Source organism: Frankia sp. CgMI4 (genome assembly GCF_001756285.1).
GTDB lineage: Bacteria > Actinomycetota > Actinomycetes > Frankiales > Frankiaceae > Frankia > Frankia casuarinae.
Window position 1 is genome coordinate 55998 of sequence record NZ_MAQZ01000043.1, and the last position, 24609, is coordinate 80606.

Annotated in this window: 20 protein-coding genes; 11 read left to right on the top strand and 9 right to left on the bottom strand. The window is 71.1% G+C overall.

Translation table 11 applies throughout. The features are described 5' to 3' along the window. Positions 1-10: 10 nt before the first annotated feature. Positions 11-2995, bottom strand: a complete 2985-nt coding sequence (gene secA, locus Manayef4_RS03480) for a preprotein translocase subunit SecA (protein WP_070130584.1) — start codon at positions 2993-2995, stop codon at positions 11-13. A 301-nt stretch (positions 2996-3296) separates the two neighbouring features. Between secA and Manayef4_RS03485 the strand changes: the two genes are divergently transcribed. Next, positions 3297-3854, top strand: a complete 558-nt coding sequence (locus tag Manayef4_RS03485) for a GNAT family N-acetyltransferase (RefSeq protein ID WP_070130643.1) — start codon at positions 3297-3299, stop codon at positions 3852-3854. An 18-nt stretch (positions 3855-3872) separates the two neighbouring features. Here Manayef4_RS03485 and Manayef4_RS03490 read toward each other — a convergent pair whose 3' ends face one another. From Manayef4_RS03490 to Manayef4_RS03500, 3 genes are all read right to left on the bottom strand, one after another. Beyond that, complete coding sequence (locus tag Manayef4_RS03490; RefSeq protein ID WP_011435218.1) at positions 3873-4586, bottom strand: response regulator transcription factor; 714 nt, start codon at positions 4584-4586, stop codon at positions 3873-3875. 128 nt (positions 4587-4714) lie between these two features. Continuing rightward, positions 4715-5518, bottom strand: coding sequence for a ribosome-associated translation inhibitor RaiA (raiA, locus tag Manayef4_RS03495; RefSeq protein WP_070130585.1), 804 nt, complete (start codon positions 5516-5518; stop codon positions 4715-4717). A gap of 331 nt (positions 5519-5849) precedes the next feature. After that, positions 5850-6686 carry a ComF family protein gene (locus Manayef4_RS03500; protein ID WP_011435216.1) on the bottom strand — a complete coding sequence of 279 codons (837 nt, stop codon included), beginning with the start codon at positions 6684-6686 and terminating at the stop codon, positions 5850-5852. 356 nt (positions 6687-7042) lie between these two features. On the opposite strand from Manayef4_RS03500, the gene Manayef4_RS03505 reads away from it, so the two are divergent. The 6 genes from Manayef4_RS03505 (at position 7043) to Manayef4_RS03530 (ending at position 13869) form a co-directional block, all read left to right on the top strand. Next, positions 7043-7960, top strand: coding sequence for a hypothetical protein (locus tag Manayef4_RS03505; RefSeq protein WP_254665441.1), 918 nt, complete (start codon positions 7043-7045; stop codon positions 7958-7960). Next, complete coding sequence (locus Manayef4_RS03510) at positions 7957-8766, top strand: DUF4129 domain-containing protein (RefSeq protein ID WP_023839913.1); 810 nt, start codon at positions 7957-7959, stop codon at positions 8764-8766. The genes Manayef4_RS03505 and Manayef4_RS03510 overlap by 4 nt, the downstream gene beginning before the upstream one ends. Then, positions 8763-10325: a DUF4350 domain-containing protein gene (locus tag Manayef4_RS03515; RefSeq protein ID WP_254665442.1), complete on the top strand. Its 1563-nt coding sequence runs from the start codon at positions 8763-8765 to the stop codon at positions 10323-10325. Before Manayef4_RS03510 ends, Manayef4_RS03515 begins: the two co-directional genes overlap by 4 nt. A gap of 122 nt (positions 10326-10447) precedes the next feature. Then, entirely contained in the window at positions 10448-11377 is a 930-nt protein-coding gene (locus Manayef4_RS03520) for a MoxR family ATPase (protein ID WP_217494089.1), read from the top strand. A 9-nt stretch (positions 11378-11386) separates the two neighbouring features. Beyond that, positions 11387-12682 carry a DUF58 domain-containing protein gene (locus tag Manayef4_RS03525; RefSeq protein WP_023839911.1) on the top strand — a complete coding sequence of 432 codons (1296 nt, stop codon included), beginning with the start codon at positions 11387-11389 and terminating at the stop codon, positions 12680-12682. Positions 12683-12993: 311 nt separating this feature from the next. Then, a complete protein-coding gene (locus Manayef4_RS03530; RefSeq protein WP_070130588.1) occupies positions 12994-13869 on the top strand; it encodes an ABC transporter substrate-binding protein in 876 nt (291 codons plus the stop codon). A gap of 30 nt (positions 13870-13899) precedes the next feature. Here Manayef4_RS03530 and Manayef4_RS03535 read toward each other — a convergent pair whose 3' ends face one another. Continuing rightward, complete coding sequence (locus tag Manayef4_RS03535) at positions 13900-14910, bottom strand: stage II sporulation protein M (protein WP_070130589.1); 1011 nt, start codon at positions 14908-14910, stop codon at positions 13900-13902. 167 nt (positions 14911-15077) lie between these two features. Here Manayef4_RS03535 and Manayef4_RS03540 point away from each other — a divergent pair, with 167 nt between their 5' ends. Beyond that, positions 15078-16040, top strand: a complete 963-nt coding sequence (locus Manayef4_RS03540; RefSeq protein WP_023839910.1) for an RDD family protein — start codon at positions 15078-15080, stop codon at positions 16038-16040. A gap of 790 nt (positions 16041-16830) precedes the next feature. Further along, positions 16831-19074 carry a transglycosylase domain-containing protein gene (locus Manayef4_RS03545; protein WP_254665445.1) on the top strand — a complete coding sequence of 748 codons (2244 nt, stop codon included), beginning with the start codon at positions 16831-16833 and terminating at the stop codon, positions 19072-19074. 36 nt (positions 19075-19110) lie between these two features. On the opposite strand, the gene Manayef4_RS03550 is transcribed toward Manayef4_RS03545, so the two are convergent. The 4 genes from Manayef4_RS03550 to Manayef4_RS03565 form a co-directional block, all read right to left on the bottom strand. Beyond that, entirely contained in the window at positions 19111-20259 is a 1149-nt protein-coding gene (locus Manayef4_RS03550) for an SIS domain-containing protein (RefSeq protein WP_011435206.1), read from the bottom strand. 15 nt (positions 20260-20274) lie between these two features. Continuing rightward, positions 20275-20472 carry a Trm112 family protein gene (locus Manayef4_RS03555; protein ID WP_011435205.1) on the bottom strand — a complete coding sequence of 66 codons (198 nt, stop codon included), beginning with the start codon at positions 20470-20472 and terminating at the stop codon, positions 20275-20277. Continuing rightward, a complete protein-coding gene (locus tag Manayef4_RS03560) occupies positions 20472-21830 on the bottom strand; it encodes a phosphomannomutase/phosphoglucomutase (protein ID WP_011435204.1) in 1359 nt (452 codons plus the stop codon). The genes Manayef4_RS03555 and Manayef4_RS03560 overlap by 1 nt, the downstream gene beginning before the upstream one ends. Positions 21831-22062: 232 nt before the next feature. After that, positions 22063-22428, bottom strand: coding sequence for a DUF3499 domain-containing protein (locus Manayef4_RS03565; protein ID WP_070130590.1), 366 nt, complete (start codon positions 22426-22428; stop codon positions 22063-22065). Positions 22429-22829: 401 nt separating this feature from the next. Between Manayef4_RS03565 and Manayef4_RS03570 the strand changes: the two genes are divergently transcribed. Continuing rightward, positions 22830-23222, top strand: coding sequence for a metallopeptidase family protein (locus tag Manayef4_RS03570; protein ID WP_035940918.1), 393 nt, complete (start codon positions 22830-22832; stop codon positions 23220-23222). A 70-nt stretch (positions 23223-23292) separates the two neighbouring features. After that, positions 23293-24594, top strand: a complete 1302-nt coding sequence (locus Manayef4_RS03575) for a type I phosphomannose isomerase catalytic subunit (protein WP_070130591.1) — start codon at positions 23293-23295, stop codon at positions 24592-24594. The last annotated feature ends 15 nt before the right edge of the window (positions 24595-24609 follow it).

The following is a 24609-nucleotide window of genomic DNA, read 5'->3' on the forward strand; positions in this document are numbered from 1 at the left end:
CGGAGATGGATCACTCGGTGTTGCGGCGCGCCGGGTCGCCGTGGCAGCGCTTGTACTTGCGGCCCGACCCACACGGGCAGGGCGCATTGCGAGCGGGACGCGTGCCCGCACCGGGCTGCGCCGTGCCGGCCTCGCCGCGGGCGGCGCTGAGCGCACCGTCTCCAGCCGGGCGGCCCAGTCCCGACCTGCCATCCACCGTCGTGACCGGCCCGGATCCACCGTCGACCGACGGCGCGGTGTAGCGCAGGCCACCGGTCGGCCGCCGCGGCTCGAGCCCCTTGACGAAGACCGGCAGCGGTGCGGACGGAACCGGTGAAGGGGGTGGCGGAGTCTGACGGGCCGCCGCGGGGCGAACGGGCTGCGCGTCCGCGACGGGACCGGCGCCGTCCGGAATCGTCGGCACCGCCGGAGCGGGCAGGGTCGCGGCTGCGGCCGGCGGTGYGGRAGCAGCGGACACGGCCGRCTCGACGCCCACCGACGTGGCGGCCTCCTCCTGCCCCGCAACCTGGACCTCGACGTTGAACAGCAGCCGGACGGACTCCTCCTTGATGCCCTCCATCATCGTCTGGAACATGTCGAAACCCTCACGCTGGTACTCGACCAGCGGGTCCCGCTGTCCCATCGCCCGCAGCCCGATGCCCTCCTGCAGGTAGTCCATCTCGTAGAGGTGCTCGCGCCACTTGCGGTCCAAGACCGCGAGGACGACCCGTCGCTCCAGCTCCCGCATGATCGGTTCGCTGTCGGGGCCGTCGCCGAGGTCGAGTTCCCGCCGGTCGTACGCCTCCTGCGCGTCGACCTGGATGTCCTCGAGCAGGTGATCGGCAGTGAGCCCGTCTCGATCATCGACATCGGGTGCCACCACACCGACCGGGTAGAGCTGCCCGAGCGCCGTCCAGAGCGTGTCGAGATCCCACTCCTCCGGGTACCCGTCGGCGGTGGCGCCGCGCACGTATCCCTCGACGGTGTCGTCAACGAAGTGACGCACCTGCTCGTGGAGATCGGCACCGCCGAGAACCTTGCGGCGCTCCTCATAGATCACGGTGCGCTGCTTGTTCATGACCTCGTCGTACTTGAGGACGTTCTTGCGGATCTCGAAGTTCTGCCCCTCGACCTGGGTCTGGGCCGACCGGATCGCCCGAGTCACGATCTTCGATTCGATCGGGACGTCCTCGGGGATGTTCAGCCGATCCATGATGCCCTCGACCGCGGCCGCGTTGAACAACCGCATGAGATCGTCACCGAGGGAGAGGTAGAAGCGCGACTCACCGCGGTCGCCCTGCCGGCCGGCCCGGCCACGCAGCTGGTTGTCGATGCGCCGGGACTCGTGCCGCTCGGTGCCGAGCACGTACAGGCCGCCGGCGTCGACGACCTCCTCGTGCTCGGCCTTCACCGACTGCCTGGCCTTCTCCAGGGCCTCCTGCCAGGCCGCCTCATAGTCCTCGGGGGTCTCGATCGGCGAGAGGCCGCGCTGGCGCAGCTCGGCCTGGGCAATGAACTCCGGGTTACCGCCGAGCATGATGTCCGTACCACGACCGGCCATGTTCGTCGCCACCGTGACGGCGCCCTTGCGGCCCGCCTCGGCGATGATGGCCGCCTCCCGCTCGTGGTGCTTGGCGTTGAGCACCTCGTGCGGCACACCACGCTTGCGAAGCTGCTTCGAGAGGTACTCGGACTTCTCGACGCTGGTGGTGCCGACCAGGACCGGTTGGCCCTTCTCGTGCCGCTCGGCGATGTCCTCCACCACGGCGTCGAACTTCGCGATCTCGGTCTTGTAGACGACGTCCGGCTGGTCGAGCCGGACCATCGGCTTGTTCGTCGGGATGGGGACGACCCCGAGCGAGTAGATCTGGTGGAACTCGGCCGCCTCGGTCATGGCGGTACCGGTCATGCCGGAGAGCTTGTCGTAGAGCCGGAAGTAGTTCTGCAGCGTGATCGTCGCGAGGGTCTGGTTCTCCTGCTTGATCTCGACCTTTTCCTTGGCCTCGATCRCCTGGTGCATTYCCTCGCTGTAGCGACGACCGTGGAGCACGCGGCCGGTGAACTCGTCGACGATGAGAACCTCACCGTCGGTAACGATGTAGTCCTTGTCCCGCTTGTAGAGCTCCTTGGCCTTCAGCGAATTGTTCAGGTAGCCCACGAGCGGGGTATTCACCGATTCGTAGAGGTTCTCGATGCCGAGCTGGTCCTCGACCTTCTCAACCCCGGACTCGGTGATGGCCACCGTCCGCTTSCCCTCTTCGACCTCGTAATCGACATCGCGTTCGAGCAGCGGGGCGATCCGGGCAAACTCCGTGTACCACCTGGTCGGATGATCCGCTGGACCGCTGATGATCAACGGCGTGCGGGCCTCGTCGATGAGGATGGAGTCCACCTCGTCGACGACCGCGAAGTTGTGGCCACGCTGGACGAGCTCCTCCGAACTCCAGGCCATGTTGTCACGGAGGTAGTCGAACCCGAACTCGTTGTTGGTGCCGTAGGTGATGTCGCAGGCGTACTGGGCCCGCCGGACCGGCGGCGGCATCTGCGGATGGATCACCCCCACGGTGAGGCCGAGGAAACGATGGACCCGGCCCATGTTCTCGGCGTCGCGCTGGGCGAGGTAGTCGTTGACGGTGATGACGTGCACACCCTTACCGGCCAGCGCGTTGAGGTAGGTCGGCAGGGTCGAGACCAGCGTCTTGCCCTCACCGGTCTTCATCTCGGCGATGTTGCCGAGATGAAGGGCCGCGCCCCCCATGATCTGCACATCGAAATGCCGCTGGCCCAGCGTGCGCCGCGCCGCCTCGCGCACGGCGGCGAAGGCCTCGGGCAGCAGGTCGTCGAGGGTCTCCTTCCCGTCCGCGAGCCGCTGGCGGAACTCGTCGGTCATGCCTCGCAGTTCACCGTCGGACAGGCCGGTGAAGTCGTCCTCGATCAGGTTCACCTGCTCGGCGATCGCCTTGAGCTTGCGCAGGATCCGGCCCTCGCCGGCACGCAAGATCTTGTCTAGTACCACGGGCGAAACTCCTCCGGCAGGCGCGTCGGCGAGGTCACCGACCCCACGATGCTAGCCCTTCGACAGCCGCCTACAACATCCATCCGCGCGCGGTTCCTCCGGCTGGGACCGGTGAGGAGCGGGCGACGGGAAGGGGTGCCGGCGAGCGAGGCCAGGGGTCGTACGGACGGGAACGACCAGAACGGGATGACAACACGGCGTGCATGGTCCGCCCATGMCACGCCGCACTGTCCAACGACCGGGAGCGCGGATGGGTGCCCTGGATCGGCGGCAACGGTGGCGGCCGGTGCAAGGTTGGAGCATGGCACCTCTCGAACCGGCGGAGATCACGGCGGGCCGTCTGCATCTGCGCCCCTRGCACCCCCGGGACGCCGACGCCGTACACCTGGCCTGCCAGGACCCGGAGATAAGCCGGTGGACGAGAGTCCCGACGCCGTATCTGTACCAACACGCGGTGGACTTTGTCTCACGCCAGTCGCCGCAGAGCTGGGCCAGCGGGACCGGGGCGCTGTTCGCGGTGGTGGATGCCACGACCGAGCAACTCCTTGCCTCGGTCGGACTGACGGATCTCTCCGGCGACGGCGACGCGAAGATTGGTTACTGGTGCGCGGCGCCGGCGCGCGGGCGGGCAGTGACCTCCCAGGCCGTTGCCGCGCTGACCCGCTGGGGTTTCGGAGCTCTGGGGCTGGCCCGGATCGAGTGGCGGGCCGCGGTGGGCAACCTCGCGTCTCGCCGCGTGGCCGAGAAGGCCGGCTTCACCGTGGAGGGCACCCTGCGCCGGGCCCTGCTGCTGGGCGACGGTAACCGGAGGGACTGCTGGGTGGGATCGCTCCTACCGGACGATCCCGCGCCGCGGTGACGCCCCCCCGACCGGGCCTCAGGTGATCTCGAGCAGCTTCTCCCGGACCGCGTACACGACCGCCTCCATCCTGGAGTGCAGCTGGAGCTTCTCCAGGATGTTGCGGATGTGGTTCTTGACCGTGTTCTCACTGATGTAGAGCTGCTTGGCGATGTCACGGTTGTTCATGCCCTTGGCGACGAGCCGCAGCACCTCCATCTCCCGGTCGGTCAGCCGGGGGGTAGGGAGCTGCGGACGGTCATCCTTGTTCTTAATCATGGCTGCGAACTCGCTGAGCAGCTTCGACGCCATGGACGGGCTGATGAGGCTCTGCCCCCCGTACACGGCGCGGATGTCCGCGGCGACCTCGTCGATAGAGATCTCCTTCAGCAGGTAGCCCATGGCCCCCGCCTTAATCGCGTCATAGAGGTCGGCCTCCTCGTCGCTGATGGTCAGCATGACGATCTTGGCGCTCGGGACAGCCTCCTTGATGGCGCTCGTGGCGTCGATCCCGCCACGGCGCGGCATCCGCACATCCATGAGCACGATGTCCGGCGCCATCTCCTTAGCCATGGTCACCGCCTCGGCACCGTCCGCGGCCTCCCCGACGACCTCGATGTCAACCTCCTGCCCCAGCACCATCTCCAGCCCACGCCGGAACAGCGCATGGTCGTCAACGATCAGCACCCGGATGGGGTTCGCCTCCGATGGCGTCGGCAGCATCTCCTCAGAGCGCTGCTCCTCCACCGTCATCTGACCTCCCTGGACCACTGCCCGCGGCGCACCGCCCCGCGTGCCTCCACGCGGGGCGGTGCGCCGTGTACTCCGACACCCGAGGCAAATGGTCGCACGTCGGCCGGCGGACGCGGCCTTCAGATCGTCTAAACGGCGGCGGCCGAGCTCACGAAGGCGCCTCGGGTTGGCGACGGCCGCTCGTCCCGCTGATCGGCGCCCGCCGGCCCCGACCTGYCGGCCGCCGCCGAACCGGACAACCGGATGACACCGTAGTCGTAACCGACCCGCCGGTAGACGACGCTGGGGAGGCCAAGATCGACGTCGAGGAAGAGATAGAAATCATGCCCCACCAGTTCCATGTTGGACAGGGCCTCCTCCAGCGACATCGGCTCCGCCTCGTGGGTCTTCTCCCGGACGATCAGCGGAGCCTGCTCGCTCTGCTCGCCCGCACCGATCCTGGCGGTGGATTCGTCGGCCGGGGCGGCGACGACCGGCCTGGATCCGCCGCTGCCGCTCCTTCCGGCGGCACCGGCCTCCTCGGCACCGGTCGGTAGGGCAGCCGCCGGCTTCGTGCCCTCCAACGGCATGAGACTGCCGAGCGGAACCGAGGTGATCCCGGTCGGCTTGGCTCCAGCGTGGTTGGCGTGGTGGCGGACCCGCCGGTCGGCGGCCCGGCGCAGCCGCTCGGCCAGTTTGCCGGCGGCCAGGTCGAGGGCGGCGTAGCAGTCGGCCGCGGCGGCCTCGGCCCGGATCACCGGACCCCGTGAGTACACGGTCAGCTCGACCCGGTCGCAGACGTCGGACAGCCGGGGGTTGCGTTCCTTCGACAGCTCGACATCCACCCGGATGATGTTGGAATTCAGCCGTTCCAACTTGGCGAGCTTGGCCTGGACATGATTGCGGAACCGTTCCGGAACCGCGGTGTGCCTGCCCTTGACCACGATGTCCACGCGATCCACCTCCTGTTCGCCTGTCCGACGCCCACGGCCCTCGCCAAGGCTGCCGACCGTGCGCCGGTGTCTCGGAACTTCCGGAGGGAACCGTCTCCGCGGGGCCGAGACGATCCCCCGGGCGCCCTATCTACGGTTGTCGCACCTTCCCAACGTTCTGCGGCTGGCTGCCCGCATTCGGCTCCCTTCCCTTCAGCGGCGGCGCTACTCCGTCCGCCGGCCCGGTATCCGCACGACGAGTGCACTGCGACCGACAAGCGGTCACTCCCGCTCCGTCGGGCCACTCGGCCGTTGCGCCGACTGCCTGGTCAGGCGGTGCGTACTGGTAGTTTCACCCCGACGGCCCCGTCATTGCGAGCAAGCGGTCCCGTCCGCGCGTCGGGCCCGAAGCGGCCACCACCGCGACGGCGCTCGCCCGCAGGGCGCCGGCTCGTAGGGCCCGTACCGCCTCACCCGCCGTGGCTCCCGTCGTCAGTACGTCGTCGACCACGACGATGCGCGGGTCCGCGGGAGGTCCGTCCGAGAGATCGTCGGCGGCCCGCACCAGCCGGGCCGTGCGGGCAGGACCGACCAGGCCGAAGGCGCCCGTGAGGTTGACGAACCGTGCCGCCGCCCCCAGCCCGGCCTGGTCCGCCGTGTGCCGCACCGGCCGCAGCACGGGAGCGATTCCGACCCGGTGCCCGCGTCGGCGCAGGACCGCGGCCGCCACGGAACACAGCAGCTCGAGGTGGTCGAAACCACGCCGACGCCGCGCGGCGCGGTTCGAAGGCACCGGGACCAGCACCACACCGCGCCCGCGAGGACAGCGACCGGGATGCACGTCGGTGGCACCCACCGCGCCCGACGACACCGCCCGCGCTACCGCGCGGGCGAGCGCACCGCCCAGCGGACCGGCCAGGTCGCGCCGGCCACGCTCCTTGTAGGCGAGAAGGAGCGCCCGGACCCGGTCGGCGTAGCGGGCGGCGGCCAGGCACGGCGGCAGCCCTCGCCGCCACGGGGTGGCCAGGGAGCCCGCGGCGGCGAGGAACACGGGACCACGAAGCTCGGCGACACACGCCGGGCACGCCGACGCCCCCCAGTCGCCGCATCCGGCGCAGGCAAGCGGCATGATCAGATCAGCGAGAATCGCAAGATTCCTGGTGAGCAGGGACAACGTGGCTCGAGGCATGACAGGAAGGATCAGCCGCGGGCCGCGGGCCGACCAGCCCCGAGTGGTGATCTGTGGATACCGCCCCCGGCAGTCGCGAAGCGGCTGTGGACAATCCCGGGCGACGCGGTCGGCCACCGGCCCCGCAGCCGAGGTGGGGCCGGCCTGGCCGGCACGTCCCGGCCGGCACGTCCCGGCCAGCACATCCCGGCCAGACCGCGTAATTCCGCCGGCATCGCCAGCATCCATCCTGGCCGAGAGCACAGAATCCTCACAGTGGCCGCGGCATGCCCACCACAAGCACGGCATCCTTACCTCGACACATCGAACCTCGACACCGAACCTCGACACCGACCGCGACGAGTGGAGACACACCGATGGCCGACGGACCCGGTTGGGCCTCGCCCGGCACCCCGCCGCCCGGCGCCCCGCAGGGCCCGTGGGGACAGTGGCGGTGGGGCCCGGCCGTCCCGAAACCGGRCATCATCCCGCTGCGCCCCCTCGCTCTGGGCGAGATCCTGGACGGCACGTTCGCCACGATCCGCACGAATCCCGGCGCGACCGTCGGGGTGACGGTGGCGGCCGCGGCGGTGGTGGAGACGGTGTCCACCACCGTCGCGATCAGCGGCGAGGACGCGTCGCCGGGCGCCAGGGCCGCCATCACCGTCGCGATGCTCGGTCTCGATCTCATCCTCGGGCTCTTTCTTTCCGGGGTGCTCAGCGTCGTGGTGAGCGAGGCGATCCTGGGAAGCCGAATCACCACAATCGACGCGGTCCGAYGGGTCGCGCCGCGGCTGCCCGGCCTGCTCGGCCTCACGGTCATCGTGGCGCTGTCGGTGGTAYTGGGGCTGATCGCGCTGCTGGTCGGGGCGATCGTCGTCGGGGTCTACCTGGCGCTGGCCACGCCCGCGTRCGTCCTCGAGGGCGGCACCGTGCGCGACGCGCTGCGACGGTCGATCGCGATCGTGCGTGGATCATGGTGGCGGACGTTCGGTATTCTGCTGCTCGCCATGCTGGTGGCGGGGTTCCTCGGTGCGATCTTCGCCATCGCCGCCAGCATCGTGATGGCCTCCTCCGAGTCGGTGTTCGGCGACCCGATCAGGGGTGATCTCACCGTCACCGGCTACATCGTCCAGGCGATCGGCAGTCTGCTCGCCACCGCGATCTCCACGCCGATCGTCTCCGGAGCCGTCGTCCTGCTCTACGTCGACCTCAGGATCAGACGCGAGGGTCTGGACGTGACCCTCGCCGAGGCGGCCCGCGCCCGCACCGCCGGCCTGCGGCCCTCCGGATGACGCTCGGCGGTCCTGTCACTCGGGACGGAGCTCGGGAGGAGGCTCGGCGGGAACTTTCCAGGCACCTCTACAGAAGTTCCGAACCCAGCTGGTGGAGCCGGGCGGTCCGGTGGATCGACGACAGGATCGGGGATCTGGTCCACTGGCTGCTCCCCGGCGGAGACGGCCTCGGCGGAGGGTCGGGTGGTCTCGGGGTCCTCGCGCTCGTCCTCGTACTCGTCGTCGTGGCGGTGGCGCTGCGGTGGTGGCTCGGCCCGGTGCGCCGCAGCGCGCGTACCAGGCGGGAGGATAACGACCTGTCCAGTTCGTCAACCGCGGCGCAGCTGCGTGCCGAGGCTGACGGCCACGCCGCCGGCGGAGCCTATGCGGAGGCGGTTCGGTCCCGGCTACGGGCCATCGTGCGGATGCTGGAGGAGAAGGGCGTGCTCGATCCGCGCCCCGGCCGTACGGCCGGTGAACTCGTCGAGGAGGTGGCGAGAATCGCGCCGTCCCCCGACGGCGGGCAACCCCGGGGCGGAACGGACCGGCCGGGCGCGACGACGGGCGCGGCGGGCGATGGACCCGGCACGGCGTTCGAGCCGGCCGCGGCGCTCGCCGCGGCGGTCGAGGTCTTCAGCGAGATCTGGTACGGCGGGCGCCCGGGGTCCGCGGCCGGCTACCGGGTCCTGGTCGAGGCCGACCGCGCCCTGATCCAGCTGCGTCGCGGCGCAGACGGCACAGACGGCACAGACGGCGCAGACGGCACAGACGGCACAGACGGCACCGGCGGCACCGGCGGCACCGGCACCCTCGCGGTCCCGGCATGACCATCCCCGGCGCCCCGGCGATCACCGGCGACCATCTCGGTGGCGGCGGGACGGCCGGCGGCCGGTCCGGGCGGGGGTCGCCGAGCGCGTTGCGCAGCGGTCCCAGGCCCCCAGCGGTGCGCCGCGGGATCCTCGTGGTGGCCGTCCTCGGCGTCCTGGTCCTCTGTTACGTGGTCGTCTCGGCGCTGGCCGGGCGGCCCGACGGCCAGGCCTACCTGGACGTGGCCTCCGCCGAGCCCGGAGGAACCCGGGCCCTAGCCGAGATCCTGCGGGCACGCGGGATCATCGTCTCCGCCACGGACAACCCTTCCGGCGGCCGGCAGCAGGGGCCGAACCCCGGTGGTCTGGGCGGCGGGGTCGGTCCAGCCGGGGCGGGCGGTAGGGCGACGCTGGTCGTCGTCCATCCGGGACGGCTCACCCATGACGAGCTGATCGCCCTGCTCGGACGGGTCTGGCAGGGCGCCGACGTCGTCCTCGTGGCGCCGGACGCCACGGTGCTCGGTGCCCTAAATGTCGGGGTGGTCACAGCAGGCTCCGCGCCCAGCGGCGAGCAGAGTGATCCACGGTGCCTCCTGCCCGAGGCGACCACGGCCGGAACAACCTCGATCGGCGCCGACGAGACCTTCACCCGCCAGGGCGACGGAGCCGGTCTCGGCGACATGGCGGTCTCGTTGTGCTACGGCGACCCGCACGGCGAGGCACGCCTCGCCGTGCTGACCCCCACCCGATCGGGCTCACCACGCGCCGGTGGCGGGCGGCTGGTACTGCTCGGCTCGGCGGGGTTCCTCACCAACGAACACCTCGGCCGCACGGGGAACGCRGCGCTGGCCCTCGGCCTGCTCGCCCGGCAACCCGTACTGTCCTGGATCACACCCGACGCGGGTGGGGCCGGCGGGGTCGGCACGAAAAGCATGATGGATCTGCTGCCGTCCGCCTTCTGGTGGACCTTTCTGCACATCGTCGTCGTCCTGGCGCTGCTGGCGCTGTGGCGTGGCCGGCGGCTCGGGCCGCCGGTGCCGGAGCCCCTTCCGGTGGTCGTCCGGGCGGCCGAGACGGTCGAGGGACGCGGGCGACTGTACGCGGCGGCACACGCCCGGGACAGGACCGCCGACGCGCTGCGGGCCGGGACGCGCGTCCGGCTGGCCGAACGGATGGGCCTGCCCCTGATCTGGACCCCCGCCGGTTCCCTGAGCCCCGATCCCGTCGCTCTGGTGACCACTGCCAGCGAGCAGACGGGACGGTCACCCTCGGAGATCGGATCGCTCCTGTACGGTTCGGGCATGCCGCCGCAGACCGCCGGACCGCCCGGTCACCTCSGGCGGGCCAGGGACTGGTACCAGTCAGGCCGCTACCCGGCCGAGAACGGACAGCGGGCGGCATCCGGCGGGGCCGGACGGTATCGCGACGGCGGATCCGAGCGGACCGCCGCGGCGGGCGTTCCCCGGGCCGGCGTTCCCCGGGCCGGCGTCGGCGCCCCTCGACGCGATACGCAGGACGCGGCGCTGCTGGCGCTGGCCCACGCGCTCGACGAGCTCGATCGACAGGTAGGCATACGGTGACATCCCCGCGCATCGACGCGCCGACGACAGCCCCCCCGCCCTCGACCGCATCGTCGTCCGCCGCGGCGCCGGGTCCGGGAGAGCAGCCGGCACCACCGGACGCGCAGACGGCCCGCCGGTCCCTGATCGCGCTGCGCGGTGAGGTGGCCAAGGCGGTGATCGGTCAGGACGCGGCGGTCAGCGGGCTCGTCATCGCCCTGCTGTGCCGGGGACACGCACTGCTCGAGGGGGTGCCCGGCGTCGCGAAGACGCTGCTGGTCCRCACGCTCGCGACCGCGTTGGCACTGGACACCAAGCGCCTGCAGTTCACCCCGGACCTCATGCCCGGCGACGTCACCGGCTCGCTGGTGTACGACAACCGCAGTTCCGAGTTCACCTTCCGGGAGGGCCCGGTCTTCACCAACCTCCTGCTGGCCGACGAGATCAACCGGACTCCGCCGAAGACGCAGGCCGCCCTGCTGGAGGTGATGGAGGAGCGTCAGGTCAGTGTGGCGGGCGTCCCGCGGCCGCTGCCGGCCCCCTTCGCAGTCCTCGCCACCCAGAACCCGATCGAACACGAGGGCACCTATCCGCTTCCCGAGGCGCAACTCGACCGCTTCCTGGTGAAGGTGACGCTGCCACTGCCGCCCCGCGACGACGAGGTCCGTGTCCTCGCCCACCATGCGGACGGGTTCGACCCCWCCGACCTGCCCGCCGCGGGGGTCCACCCGGTCGCGGGACCAGCGGACCTCGCGGCGGCCCGCGCCGCGGTGCTCACCGTCGCAGTCCACCCGGAGGTGCTGGCCTACATCGTCGATCTGGCCCGGGCGACCCGCGCGGCACCGTCGGTACAGCTCGGGGTGTCCCCCCGCGGCGCCACCGCGCTGCTGGCGACGGCCCGGGCCTGGGCGTGGCTGTCGGGACGCGGCTATGCGACCCMCGACGATGTCAAGGCGCTGGCCCGGGCAACCCTGCGGCACCGGATCAGCCTCCGTCCGGAGGCCGAACTGGACGGCGTGACGGCCGATGTCGTGCTCGAACAGGTACTCGCCACCGTTCCGGTGCCCCGGTAGGCGGAAACGGTGGCGATCACCGGCCGTACCGTCGCACTGGCCCTGTTCGGGGCGCTGGTCGTCGTCCTGTCCCCCGCCCCGGGCCTGACCCTCGTGCTGGTCGACCTGGTGGTGGTGGGCTTGGTCGCCCTCGACCTCGCCCTGGCGGGTGGGGTCCGCACGCTGGAGTTCAGCCGCTCCGGACCGACCGCCGGGCGGCTGGGTCAGCCCGTTCCGCTGGTGCTCGGCGTCACGAACGGCGGCACCCGCACGGTGCGTGCCCACATCCGCGACGCCTGGCCGCCGTCCTCGGGGTCCCGGCCGCGGGAGCACCGGGTCACCGTTCCGGCGGGGGAGCGGCGCTTCCTGGAGACGACGCTGCATCCGACCCGGCGCGGCGACCGGGAGCCGTTCCGCATCACGATCCGTTCGCTGGGGCCACTCGGCCTCGCCGGCCGGCAGGGACGGCATCACTGCGCATGGCGGGTCCGAGTGCTGCCGCCGTTCACGTCACGCCGCCATCTGCCGGCCGCTCTCGCGCGGCTGCGGGAGGTCGAGGGCGAGGTCGCCATCCGCGGCGCGGGCGCCGGCTGCGAGTTCGACAGCCTGCGGGACTATGTGATCGGCGACGACGTTCGGCTGATCGACTGGCGGGGTACCGCCCGGCGCGGGACCGTCGTCGTCCGTACCTTCCGACCGGAGCGTGACCGCAGGGTCGTCTGCGTACTCGACACGGGTCGGACCTCGGCCGGGCGAATCGGCGATACCCCCCGACTGGACCACGCGCTCGACGCCGCGCTGCTGCTCACCGCGGTGGCGCTACGCGCGGGTGACCAGGTGGGTCTCGTGGCGCACGACAGCGTTCCTCGGATCACCCTGCCAGGCGGGCACGATCACGGGTTGCTCGCCCGGATGAGCGACGCGATGGCCACCCTGGAACCGGCCCTGATCGAGGCCGATCATGGCGGAATCGTGTCGACGGTGCTGCGCGGGACTTCGCGGCGGTCCCTGGTCGTCCTGTTCACCGACCTGGTACCAGCGGTGATCGAGGAGGGGCTGCTCCCGGCTCTGCCGACGCTGGCCGCGCGGCACACTGTCGTGGTCGCGGCGCTGCGCGACCCGCGCGTGGACGAGATGACGACCGGCCGAGGTGACGTCCGTGAGGTGTACGCGGCCGCGGCGGCCGAACAGACTCTGCTGCGGCGACGGGAGCTCACCGAGACGCTGCGCCGCCGCGGGGTCGAGGTGGTGGACGCACCGCCGAGCGGCTACGCGGCGGCCGTCACCGACATCTACCTCACCCTGAAATCCCTCGGCCGGCTCTAGACGACTATCTCAGCGAAATCATCGAAGGTGATTTCGCGAGGTGCCGGCCGGGCCGGCCGGTGTCCCCGGATGGTTCCGTGGCGGTAGACGGTACTCTGACCAGCATGGTCCGGGGATGGCCGCTGCCAAGGCGGCGTCACGGGACATCGCACCGACCGCGTCGCGCCCTTGTCCAGGAGGCCGGTTTCCGCGGTTCTTGGCCGGCCGAGGCACACCATGCCCCTCCCACCGCCCGGCCCGAGGCCGGCGCGACCCGAGAGTCCGCGCTCCGGCGCCCATCCGCGAGGGTGGGGCATCTCAGGAGGTCTTCCATGCAACGCCCACGGCGGCCTGCCGCTMTCGCGCTGGTGGTCGCGGCGGTACTGGCACTCGCGTCCTGCGCGTCGTCGGGTGGTTCGACCCCGGGCTCGTCGGGCACCACCGGGTCGGCCTCCCTTCACCTGGTCAAGCCCGGCCAGCTGACCATCGCCACCGGCTCACCGGCATATGAGCCGTGGTTCGCCGACGGCAGACCGGAGAGCGGCCAGGGATTCGAGAGCGCAGTCGCCTACGCCGTCGCCGCGAAACTCGGTTTCACCGCGGCGCAGGTGCACTGGATGAACGTGCCGTTCAACAGTTCGTTCGCACCCGGCGCGAAGAACTTCGACTTCGACATCAACGAGATCTCGATCACGCCGGAACGGCGGCAGGCAGTCGACTTCAGCAGCGGCTACTACGACGTCGCGCAGGCCGTCGTGGCGCTCAGATCCTCACGTATCGCGCACGTGACGACTCTCGCCGGGCTGAAGAACGCCAAGCTCGGCGCCGCGATCGGCACGACGAGTCTGACCGCCATCAACAAGCAGGTGAAACCGGCAGCGCAGCCGGCCGTCTTCAACGACACCAACGAGGCCGAGACCGCGTTGGAGAACGGCCCGATCGACGGGATCGTCGTCGACCTGCCCACCGCGTTCAAACTGACCGCCACCGAGATCGAGAATTCCGTCATCATCGGTCAGTTTCCCTCGACCGGCGAGCCCGAGCAGTTCGGCCTGCTGTTCGAGAAGGGTAATCCGCTGGTGCGCAACGTCAACGCCGCGCTGGCGGAACTGACCGCCAGCGGCGAGCTCAGGAGGATCACCGAGCAGTGGCTTTCAACCACGGCCGGAGCCCCCGTTCTGAAAACCGATGGTGCTCGCCACCCATGAGATGGTGCCGGGTAGTCGGTGTACCCGCGCTCAGGCCACCGGGAGCAGGTCGGCGCCGCCGCGTCCGGTGTCGATGTCACCGGTCTCTCCGGCCGCGGCCGCCCGGCCGCCATACAGCCGGACGTAGGCGATGAAGYCGCCGAACGCTACCGCGCCGATCCCGATCCGGATCGCCGTGGGCAACCCCGACGGGGTCACGAACGCCTCGATCAGCCCGGAGGCGGCCAGCACGAGCGCCATCCCCATCGTGATGGCCACCGCCGCGCGCCCCTCGGCGGCCAAGGCCTCCACCCGCCTGCGCGGACCCGGCGCAATGATCGTCCAACCGAGACGCAGCCCGACCCCGCCCGCGACGAACACGACCGTGAGCTCCAGCAGGCCGTGCGGGAGGATCAGGCCGAAGAACTGCCCGCTCTCCCCACAGCTGGACATGTATCCGCCGACGACGCCGAGATTCAGCGCGTTCAGCAACATGACCAGCAGGGTCGGGAGACCCAGCAGCACCCCGGAGACCACCGCCTGCGCGGCCACCCAGGCGTTGTTCGTCCACACCTGGCTGGCGAAGGACGAGGCCGGATTCTCGGTGTAGTAGGACGCGAAGTCGTGGCGGCACAGATCCGCGACCGCGTCCGGCGCACGCAGGTTCGCCTGCACCTCGGCGTCGTGCACGACCCACAGACCGACGGCCAGCGCGACGAGCAGGGAACCGAGCGCCGTCGCGACAGCCCACCATCGGCGTTCGTACACGGCCACCGGAAACGTCACCGCGAAGAAACGGCCGACGACATGCCAGCCGGGGTCGGGTGCGCCGCCCACCGCCGCCCGGCCTCGCGCCACCAGGTTCGTCAGATCGTCGACCAGGGTCGTGTCGTACGACCGGCTGCGGATGACCGAGAGGTGGGTAGCCGTGCGCTGGTACAACTCGACCAGTTCGTCGAGCTCGTCCGGTGCCATCCGCCGCGGCCGGCCGGCCTTGTCGACGAGCCGACCAAGCCGGACCCATTCCGGACGGTGCACGGCGACGTACGCATCGAGATCCATGGYGGTCTCATCCTCCCAGCCCGTCGAGATCCTCCCAGACCTCGAGCCGCACGCGTCCGAACCGTCCTCACCGCCGTCGGCGGCACCACCCGGCGAGGAGGATCGAACCGGGCGGCGTAAGCCATAAGGTGATGTCCGGATACMCATCGAGGTCCCGGGGGGCCCAGATGAACCAGGTCGTCACGGGAAAGGGATCCGCCGGTCTCGCCGGCACGGGTGTCCTCACGGGTGAGGCGATCGTCACAGGTGAAGCGATCACCATCGAACTGCGGGTGGCTCGGCTGGGCTCCCGTCTGATCGCCGGCCTGCTCGACCTGCTCATCCAGCTCTACATCCTCTACGCGGTCGGCGCCGCGGCCCTGCTGATCGTGCGGCCCGACAACGACGCCCTGATCGCCGCRGTATTCCTGCTGGTCTACGTCGGCGTCGTGCTCGGGTATCCGGTCACCTGCGAGACGCTGACGCGCGGGCGGACCCTCGGCAAGATGGCCATGGGGCTGCGTGTCGTCCGCGACGACGGAGGTCCCATCCACTTCCGGCACGCGTTCGCCCGGGGTCTGGTCGGGGCGGTCGTCGAACGTCCCGGACTGCTACTGGGCCTGCCCGCGGTGATCAGCATGCTGGTGTCGAAACACGCGAAGCGGCTGGGGGACGTCTTCGCCGGCACGGTCGTCCTGCAGGCCAGCGTGCCGCGCCCTGGCGGAGCGCCGCCGTCCGTCCCGCCCCAGCTCGTCGGCTGGGCCGCCACCCTCGACCTCACCGGGTTGGATGATGCTCTGGCCCTGCGTGCCCGCCAGTTCCTCGGCCGGGCGCACGAGCTGTCCCCGCAGGCCCTCGAACGCCTCGGCAGCGGGCTGGTCCGGCAGGTGCGGGCCGTCGTGACACCACCGCCGCCGCCCGGCACGCCGGGCTGGGCCTACCTGTCCGCCGTGTTGGCCGAGCGAACCCGGCGTGCCTACCATCGGCTGACGGCGAACCGGCCGAGATCGATACCCTCTCCCGTCTTCTCCCCGTACCCGACGGCCCAGTACCCGACGGCCCAGTACCCGACGGCCCAGTACCCGACGGCCCAAGACCAATCCCCGCCACCCCCCTACCCCACGGCCCCGCAACCCCCGCCGGGCCGGTAACCCCCGCCGGGCCGGTAACCCCCGCCGCCCTCACCGGTCCCCGGCAGGCAGCCAGCCCATCATCCGGCCGCACCCGCCCGGACCAGCCGGGACACGCACCATCAGATCCACACTTCCTTAACGTCTGCTAAACAATGTGGGGCGTACCGCACACACCGGACGTGGCGGCTGGTCCGCCGGTGAAACGCTCGTCTAGCGTTACCTAGGAATCAGACCGTCCGCACCAACCGCCTCGAACCCGGCGCGCACCCGCTGCCACGTCGCACCGGGTTCGAGGCGGTGATGCCGGTGAGCGACCAAGTGCCGGCTCACGCATGCTGGACAGGTCCCAGGAAGACTCCGGCCCTTGCGCCGGTCCACGGAGGGGGTGACGTTGACGTCTGTCGGACGGGAGTCGAGCACTCCATCTCAAGCCACCCCGCCCCCGCGCGCGAGCAAGCCGGCCGACCCGAGCAAGCCGGCCCGGCCGGGTGTCCCGTCGCGCGCCGTCGCGCCGGAACGTGCCCCCGCCCCGCCCCGATCCGCCGCATCGCCCCGATCCGCCGCATCGCCCCGATCCGCCGCATCGCCCCGATCCGCCAGGCCATCCCGATCCGCCAGGCCATCCCGATCCGCCAGGCCGGGCAACGTGGCGAGCGGCGTCACCTATGCGGACGACGGCGCTTCCGCGCGTCGCTCCCCCGGCGGCACGGGCGACGGTCCGGCCGCAGCCGGCGCGGCCGGGGCCGGTGGAGCGGGTAGGCCGCTCAACCCCCGTCCGCCCGTGAACCGGCGTCGGGTCCTGAAGAAGATGGGGCTGACGGCGATCGTTCTGGGGCTGGTCGTCGCGTTGTTGTCCCTGCCGTTCGTCGGTGCGGTCGGCCTGTTCGCCAAGGAAAGCGCGGACCACTTCCTCGGGCTGCCCGGCGAGCTCGTCACGCCTCCGTTGCCGCAGAGTTCGACGATTCTGGCCGCCGACGGATCAGTGATTGCCACGTTGCGCGGCGCCGAGAACCGCATCGTCGTGCCCGGCAACGAGATCCCGAAGATCATGCGCGAGGCGATCGTCTCGATCGAGGACGCCCGCTTCTACAAGCACGGCGGCGTCGACCCACAGGGCGTCTTCCGCGCCGCGCTGCGCAACAGCGAGGYCGGCGGAGTCGCTCAGGGCGGTTCGACGCTGACTCAGCAGTACGTCAAGAACGTGCTGCTGCAGAACGCCCGCACCACGCGGGAGCGAGAGGTCGTGGCCGGAGACTCCCTGGACCGCAAGATCCAGGAACTCCGGTACGCCCTGGACATCGAGAAGCGGTTCTCCAAGGACGAAATCCTGGAGCGCTACCTCAACATCGCGTATTTCGGTGACGGCGCGTACGGGATCGGCACCGCYGCCGAGCACTACTTCGGGGTGCCCATCTCCCAGGTCACCCTCGAACAGGCGGCGCTRCTAGCCGGGCTCGTGCAGAGTCCGTCCCGGTACAACCCCGCAGCTCACCCGGAGGCCGCGCTGGCCCGGCGCAACACCGTGCTGGACAAGATGGCCGCCGAGGGGTATGTCTCTACCATCCAGGCGGAGGCGGCGAAGCAGCTGCCGCTGAACGTCGTGAAAGCCCCGCCGCCAGCCGCGGACTCCTGCGAGACGTCGTCGGCGCCGTTCTTCTGCGACTACGTGCGCTCCCAGCTGCGGGCGAGCCCGGCGCTCGGTTCCACCCTGGAGGAACGCAACCGACGCATCTACGAGGGCGGCCTGGTCATCAGGACCACTCTCGACCCACTGGTGCARCAGGCGGCGCAGGACGCCGTCAACTCGACCATATCGCCGAGCAACCGGGTGTCGGCGACCGAGGTCGTCATCCAGCCCGGTACCGGCAACATCCTCGCCATGGCAGTGAACCGGGTGTACGGCTCGAACACAGCAGCCAACCAGACGGTGGTGCCGCTGCCGACCAACGCCACCTTCCAGCCCGGGTCGACGTTCAAGACCTTCGTGCTCGCCGCCGCGCTCGAACAGGGCTACGGCACCTCGACGGCCTTCTACTCCCCGGCCTGCTACGAGAGCAAGAAGTTCCCGTTGGACCGCGGTGAGGGCGACTGCCCCAGGGGTTTCTCGAACTCCGATCCCGCCGAGGCCGGCATCTACGACATCCCCAAGGGCACCTGGGACTCGGTGAACACCTTCTACGTGCAGCTCGCGGAGAAGACCGGCATCCCGGCGGTCCTGGAGATGGCCAAACGCCTGGGCGTCACACCGCCGAAGGCGGACAAGATCGGCTCCACCGACGGGGCCACCGCCATCGGTGGYGGCCAGTACATGTACGTTTCCCCGTTGCAGATGGCCGACGCCTACGCGACGATCGCCGGCGGCGGGGTGCGCTGCACGCCCCGCTTCGCCACCGGGGCCGTCGACTCCAGCCACGACCCGATCGACATCGCCCAGCCGCCGCAGTGCGAACAGGTACTCGCCAAGGGTGTCGCCGACACCGTGACCAGCGTGCTCGCCGGCGTCCCGCTCCACGGGACCGGGACCAAGGCGGCCATCGACCGCCCCTCGGCGGGCAAGACCGGCACCACCGACGAGTTCTCGGCCGCCTGGTATGTCGGCTTTACCCCGCAGATCACCGCAGCGGTAGCCGTCGGCGATCCCATGGGAGCGGAGAGCCACCCGCTGCGGGGCGTCGTCGCCGACGGCCGGACCTGGCCCCGTGTCTTCGGCGGCGACCTGCCCGCGATCATCTGGAGCAAGTCGATGCGGGCCGCCCTAGCCAACCAGCCGGTAGTCCCGTTGCCCGGTGCCGATCCGACCGTCGCGCGCGGCATCAAGGGAGGTCTGCAGAACACCCCGCCAGCGCCGGCACCCGGTCAGGGCCTCGGCGACCTGTTGCAGAACCTGGGTCAGCAGATCTTCCCTGGCACGGGCGGGCAGCCGCAGGGAGGCGGCACCCCGCTCGGCCAGCCCGGCACGGACCAGAGCGGGCAGAACCAGGGACAGCCGCAGCAACCCCAGAACGGCGCCGAACCGGGATCCGGCAGAGGGGATCAGCCTGCCGCCCACTAGCCCGCCTTCCGGCGGTCTGTCAGCGCCTGAGGTCTGTCAGCGCCTGAGGTCGTGGGCGGCGGGTACCTGCACGGGATCGACCCCGAGCGCCAAGGCGAGATAAACGGCCGTGTAGTCGAACAGGCCGATGAGTGAGGCGAGCCGTTCCAACGGCCCGCCGCCGTCGGCGCGCAGTTCGGTGACGCCGACGCCTCGCTCGGCCGCCACCGCCACCGCCGCCTCGGCCTGCCGGGCGACATCCGGACGTTCGACGTCGGGATCGCGCAGCAGGACCAGGCGGAGCCGGATCGACTCGTCCTCCTCGGCGCGGTCGCGGAAGAAGTCGTCGAGGTCGTCGCGCGCCGGGTCGCCAGCCGCCGCGAGACCCGCCCCGAAGGCACCGTCGAACAGCGCGACCTGGTGGCGGGCGGGATGCGGCAGCGCCCCGGCGATGGCCGGATACTTCGCGCTCGTCGCGAGCTGGGTGACGGCACGTTCGGCCACCACGTTCGTCACCGGTGAGGTTCCCCAGATGAGCGGCAACGTACCGGCCAGCTCGAGCGCGAGCGTCTTCGCCGGATTGACGAACGACTCGCTGGACGAACGGCAACGGGTCGCGACGTCCTCGAGGCGGACGGCGGCCGCCTCGATCGCCTCGTCCGCCACCCGCGCGATACCCAGGGCCCGGGCGACGATGATCAGTGGCAGCGACAACGACCACAGGACGGCACGAGCGGGCCGCTCCGCCGAAGTCACGACGAGGGGCGCACCGGCCACCCCGGCCAGGTAGGCCAGGGGGGTGTCGGCAGGGGCGACCACGGCCACCCGCGCGCCGCGCCGGTTCGCCTCCTCCACCGCCGAACAGGTCTCCGCGGAGGCACCGGACGCCGACACCGCGAGGACGATGTCGGCCACCCCCACCCAGCCCGGAAGGCCGTAGGTGTGGTGACCGATGACGGGCACCGGGCTGGCCGGCCCGGCGACGGCGGCGAGCACCTCGGCGGCCAGCGCCGCGCCGCCCACACCCACCACGACGACCGCCCGGGGCCGTCCGTCGGCGGCGAGGCGACCGACCCCGGCCTCCTGGGCGAGGGTGGCACCGCGACGGACCTGGCGGGCGGCGGAGGCGATGTGCGGCAGGAGACCGCCGGCGTGACCGGCGTCGATCCGGGCGGTGTCGTCGAGGATCGCCTCGTCGAGATACACGTCGAGGCCGCGGCGTCAGTTCGACGCCGACGCGCCGGAGAACGGGATCGCCTCGTCGAGCAGCATCACCGGGATGTCGTCCCGCACCGGGAACGCCAGGTCGCAGGCGAGGCACACCAGCACGGGGGCGCCGCTCAGCTCGTCGGGCCGCAGCTCACCGTGCTTGCTGCACGGGCAGACAAGGATCTCCAACAGCAGCGGGTCGAGACTCATCAGGCTTCCCTTCCGCTCCGGATCCGAGCGAGGATCTCGTCGCGCAGCCGGTGCATCGTGGCGTCGTCGGGCCCCTCCACATTGAGCCGCAACAGCGGCTCGGTGTTGGACGGGCGGAGGTTGAACCAGGATCCGTCCGAGAAGGAGATCGTCAACCCGTCCAGGTGGTCCACGTCGGCAGCGTCCGGCGCGTACGCCTTCTCGATCACGTTCATCGCCGCCGCGGCGTCCGCGATCTCGGAATTGATCTCACCGGACGCGCTGTAACGGGCGTACCCCCCGAGCAGCTCGGACAGCGGCCGGTCCTGGCTGCCCAACGCGGCGAGCACATGGAGCGCGGCGAGCATGCCGGAGTCCGCTCGCCAGAAGTCGCGGAAGTAGAAGTGACCGGAATGCTCGCCACCGAAAACCGCGCCGGTACGGGCCATCTCGGCCTTGATGAACGAGTGGCCCACGCGGGTCCGGACCGGGACCCCCCCGCGCTCGGTGACCAGCTCGGGGACCGCCCGGCTGACGATGACGTTGTGGATGATCGTGCCCCCCGGCTCCCGGGCCAGCTCGCGATCGGCCACCAGGGCGGTGATGGTCGACGGAGAGACGATCTCCCCCCGCTCGTCGACGACGAAGCAGCGGTCGGCGTCGCCGTCGAAGGCCAGGCCGATGTCGGCTCCGGAGCTGCGGACGGCGGCCTGCAGGTCCCGCAGGTTCGCCGGCTCGATCGGGTTCGCCTCGTGGTTCGGGAAGGAGCCGTCCAGCTCGAAGTAGAGCGGGATCACTGTCAGCGGCAGCCCGGTGAAGGTGGCCGGGACGGTCAGCCCGCCCATGCCGTTGCCCGCGTCCACGGCGACCGTCAGCGGCCGGATCTGCGCCAAGTCGACCAAGGTGCGCAGATGACGCACGTAGGAGTCCAGCAGGTCCCGCCGAGCCACGGTGCCGCGACGACCGGGACCGGCGGGAATGCCCGCCTCGATCATCGCGCGGATGTCGGCGAGCCCGGTCTCCTGGCCGATGGGTGCCGCGCCGGCCCGGCAGAGCTTCATGCCGTTGTACTTCGCCGGGTTGTGCGACGCGGTGAACATCGCACCCGGAATGTTCAGCGAACCGGCGGCGAAGTAGAGCAGATCGGTGGATCCCAGCCCGGCGGCGATCACGTCCGCGCCCTGGCTGGCCGCCCCTTCCGCGAAGGCCTCGGCGAGCGGGACCGACGACTCCCGCATGTCGTGCGCGGTCACGATCCGCGGGGCGCCGAGCAGCCGCACGAAGGCGGCTCCGGTGGCTCGGGCGACGTCGGCGTCGAACTCCGCCGGCACCACGCCACGCACGTCGTACGCCTTGAAGATCCGCGAGAGGTCACGCATCCCTTCCAACCCTTCTCCCTGGTGTCCCCCGGCACCGGGTGAATGGTGCCTCCCGGCCGCGCGGCCACTACTGCGACCGGCTCGGTTGACCTTATCCGCCGGGTCCGACACCGCTGGAACCGCGTCCGGGCGAACTCGCGCCGAACCACTCGCCGAACCACCGGTACCAGGACAAACGGAAGATCGGGACGACCACCTGACCGGGACGGCCAAGAGGTGGGAGCGCTCCGGATCAGGACGGACTGGGAACGGCCCGCAGGTGACCCCGCCGGCCACCCGGGGGTGGGGCCTGCGGACCCTGCGGGGGCTCCGGCCCTCCCCGCCGGGACGCCTCACGCACGGCGTCCGCGAGGGCCTCCAGATCGTCCCCGGCCACCTCACGACCCCCCTCACGGGGTGCCTCGGCCTCGAGCCGGACCACAGCCCAGCCAAGCGGCACGGTGAGCCGATCCGCGTGGGTGCCGCACAGATCGTAGGAGTGTGGTTCGACGTACGGGGAGAGYGGGCCCAACACCGCCGTGGATTCMGCGTAGGCGTACGTGAGCGTGGCGACCGCGGCTGCGGAACAGRCCGAGYGGGAGCAGCGCCGAGGCTTCACGTTCCGGACGGTAGCCCCCGGAACGGACGACGGCCACCACCTCGGGTCGTGTCGCGTGGCGCGACGACTAATCGTCACGCGGCGTCGACCATGCCATCGCGGCCCGCATACAATATCCCTCGTTCAGCACGTATCCAGAGCGATTTTGAGATCATGGACCGTCCTCGAGCTGGTAGCGATGGGGGATGGAGCGCAGGGATGTGACCGGAACCGTCGTTGCCGCGCCCACGGATCGGCGCACCACTCCGAGCGATKCCGGAAGCGGCGCGGAGTTCACCGCGATCGACGGACGACCGTCCATCCTTGAACGCTACGCTGACAGGGTGACCGAGCCCGAGCGGTTCCCGGCAGTCGCCCGGYCGATCCCGCCACGGCGCCGGCGCGACCGGCGCGGCCGTGGCATCCGGGGCACTCTCCTTCCGCCGGACGTGCCCGCCTACGCCACCCGCGGCGACCGCTTCGACGATCTCGTCTTGGACGCCGTCGAGCATCTCGACCACCGGTGGTCCACTGAGCTCGCGGACGTCGAGTTCGCCGTCGAGGACGTACCGCCGGTGGCGGTGACCGATGACGAGATCCCGCTCGCCCATTACCAGCCGGCCGGCGGCAAGGGTCGGTCGGGAACCCCGCGACGCATCGTCGTCTACCGCCGCCCGATCGAGGCGCGGGCCGTCGACAGCGAGGACCTGGCCGAGCTCGTCCTCGATGCGATCATCCACGAGATGGCTGAGATGATGGGGGTCGACCCCGCCGTGATCGACCCGGAGGGCCACGGCTGGGGCGACGAGGAATAGCGAGCAACAGCGAGGAACAGCCGAGCCGCGGTGGCTGGCCGGCCGCAGGACACCCACCACGAGGGAGACCGTGACCACCAGGAACGAGCCCGCTCGGGCGACGGCATCCGGCGCCCGGGTCCTGCCACTGCACGGTCAGGCGCAGTCGTACGCCTGGGGGTCCCCAACCGCGATTCCGAACCTGCTCGGGGCGGCCGCGACCGGTGAGCCGGTCGCGGAGCTGTGGCTCGGCACCCATCCGGTGGCGACGGCCCTCGCCGAGGACGACGGCATCCGCCGTCCGGCCACCGACCTCGTCGGTCAGCTGCCGTTTCTGCTCAAGGTGCTGGCCGCCGAGAAGGCGCTGTCGCTGCAGGTGCACCCGGACCTGGCGCAGGCCCGGGCCGGCTTCGACGCGGACGACGCGGCCGGTCTCGGCTTGGGCGATCCACGTCGACGTTACCGTGACCGGAATCACAAGCCCGAACTGATCGTCGCGCTGTCCCCGTTTCGGGCTCTCGCCGGCATGCGTGATCCCGGCCGGACCCTCGCCATCGTCGCCCGGCTGGGCTCACCGGCCCTCACCGCCGCCTTCCGACCACTGGCCGACGATCCCTCGGGCGGCGCCGCACAGGTGCTCCGCTCCCTGCTGACCATGCCGCGCGAACCCGCCCGTGACCTCGTTCGCGGCCTCGTAGCGACGGCCCGCCGGCTCGCCGCCGGCCCGTACGGCGCGGCAGCGCCGACGGCGCCGGGGCCGCCCAGCGCCGAAACGGACGACACGGCGACGGACGGGGCCGCGGTGGACGGCGCCGAAGCCGATGACGTCGCGCGGGCGGCCGATCTGATCGGTCTGCTCGCGGCCGCGCACCCGGGCGACGTCGGGATCGCGGCCGCCCTGTTGCTGAACGACGTCACCCTGCGCCCCGGGGAGGGGCTCTTCCAGCCCGCGCGGCTGCTCCACGCCTACGTCTCCGGCCTGGGTATCGAGATCATGGCGGCCTCGGACAACGTGCTGCGCGGCGGGCTCACCCCCAAGCACATCGATGTCGAMGAGCTCCTACGCATCCTCGATCCCACTCCGAGCGCGGCACCGATCCTCATGCCCCGTACCCTCGCGGTCTCCTCCGGTGGTCTGCTCCGCGGCTGGGATGTCCCCGTCGGGGACTTCGCCCTCACCGAGGCGATCTGCACCGGGGGTGCCCTGGACGTGGGACGGCCCATGCTGCTGCTGGCCATCGAGGGTGCGGTCCGGGTGACCGGCACCGCCGACGACGGGACGACCGTCGCCCCGGTGGAGTTGCGCGGGGGCCGGTCCGCCCTGCTGGCCGGATCCGCCGCGTTGACCCTCACCGGCACCGGTCGGGTCTTTCTCGCCGCTTCCGGCCGCTGACGGGCGACGCCACCG

Excerpts from the sequence above, each read along its gene's own strand:
- Manayef4_RS03490 (WP_011435218.1), bottom strand. The coding sequence starts at position 4,586 with ATGACGGTGGAGGAGCAGCGCTCTGAGGAGATGCTGCCGACGCCATCG.
- Manayef4_RS03500 (WP_011435216.1), bottom strand. The coding sequence starts at position 6,686 with ATGCCTCGAGCCACGTTGTCCCTGCTCACCAGGAATCTTGCGATTCTC.
- Manayef4_RS03510 (WP_023839913.1), top strand. The coding sequence starts at position 7,957 with ATGACGCTCGGCGGTCCTGTCACTCGGGACGGAGCTCGGGAGGAGGCT.
- Manayef4_RS03555 (WP_011435205.1), bottom strand. The coding sequence starts at position 20,472 with ATGAGTCTCGACCCGCTGCTGTTGGAGATCCTTGTCTGCCCGTGCAGC.
- Manayef4_RS03560 (WP_011435204.1), bottom strand. The coding sequence starts at position 21,830 with ATGCGTGACCTCTCGCGGATCTTCAAGGCGTACGACGTGCGTGGCGTG.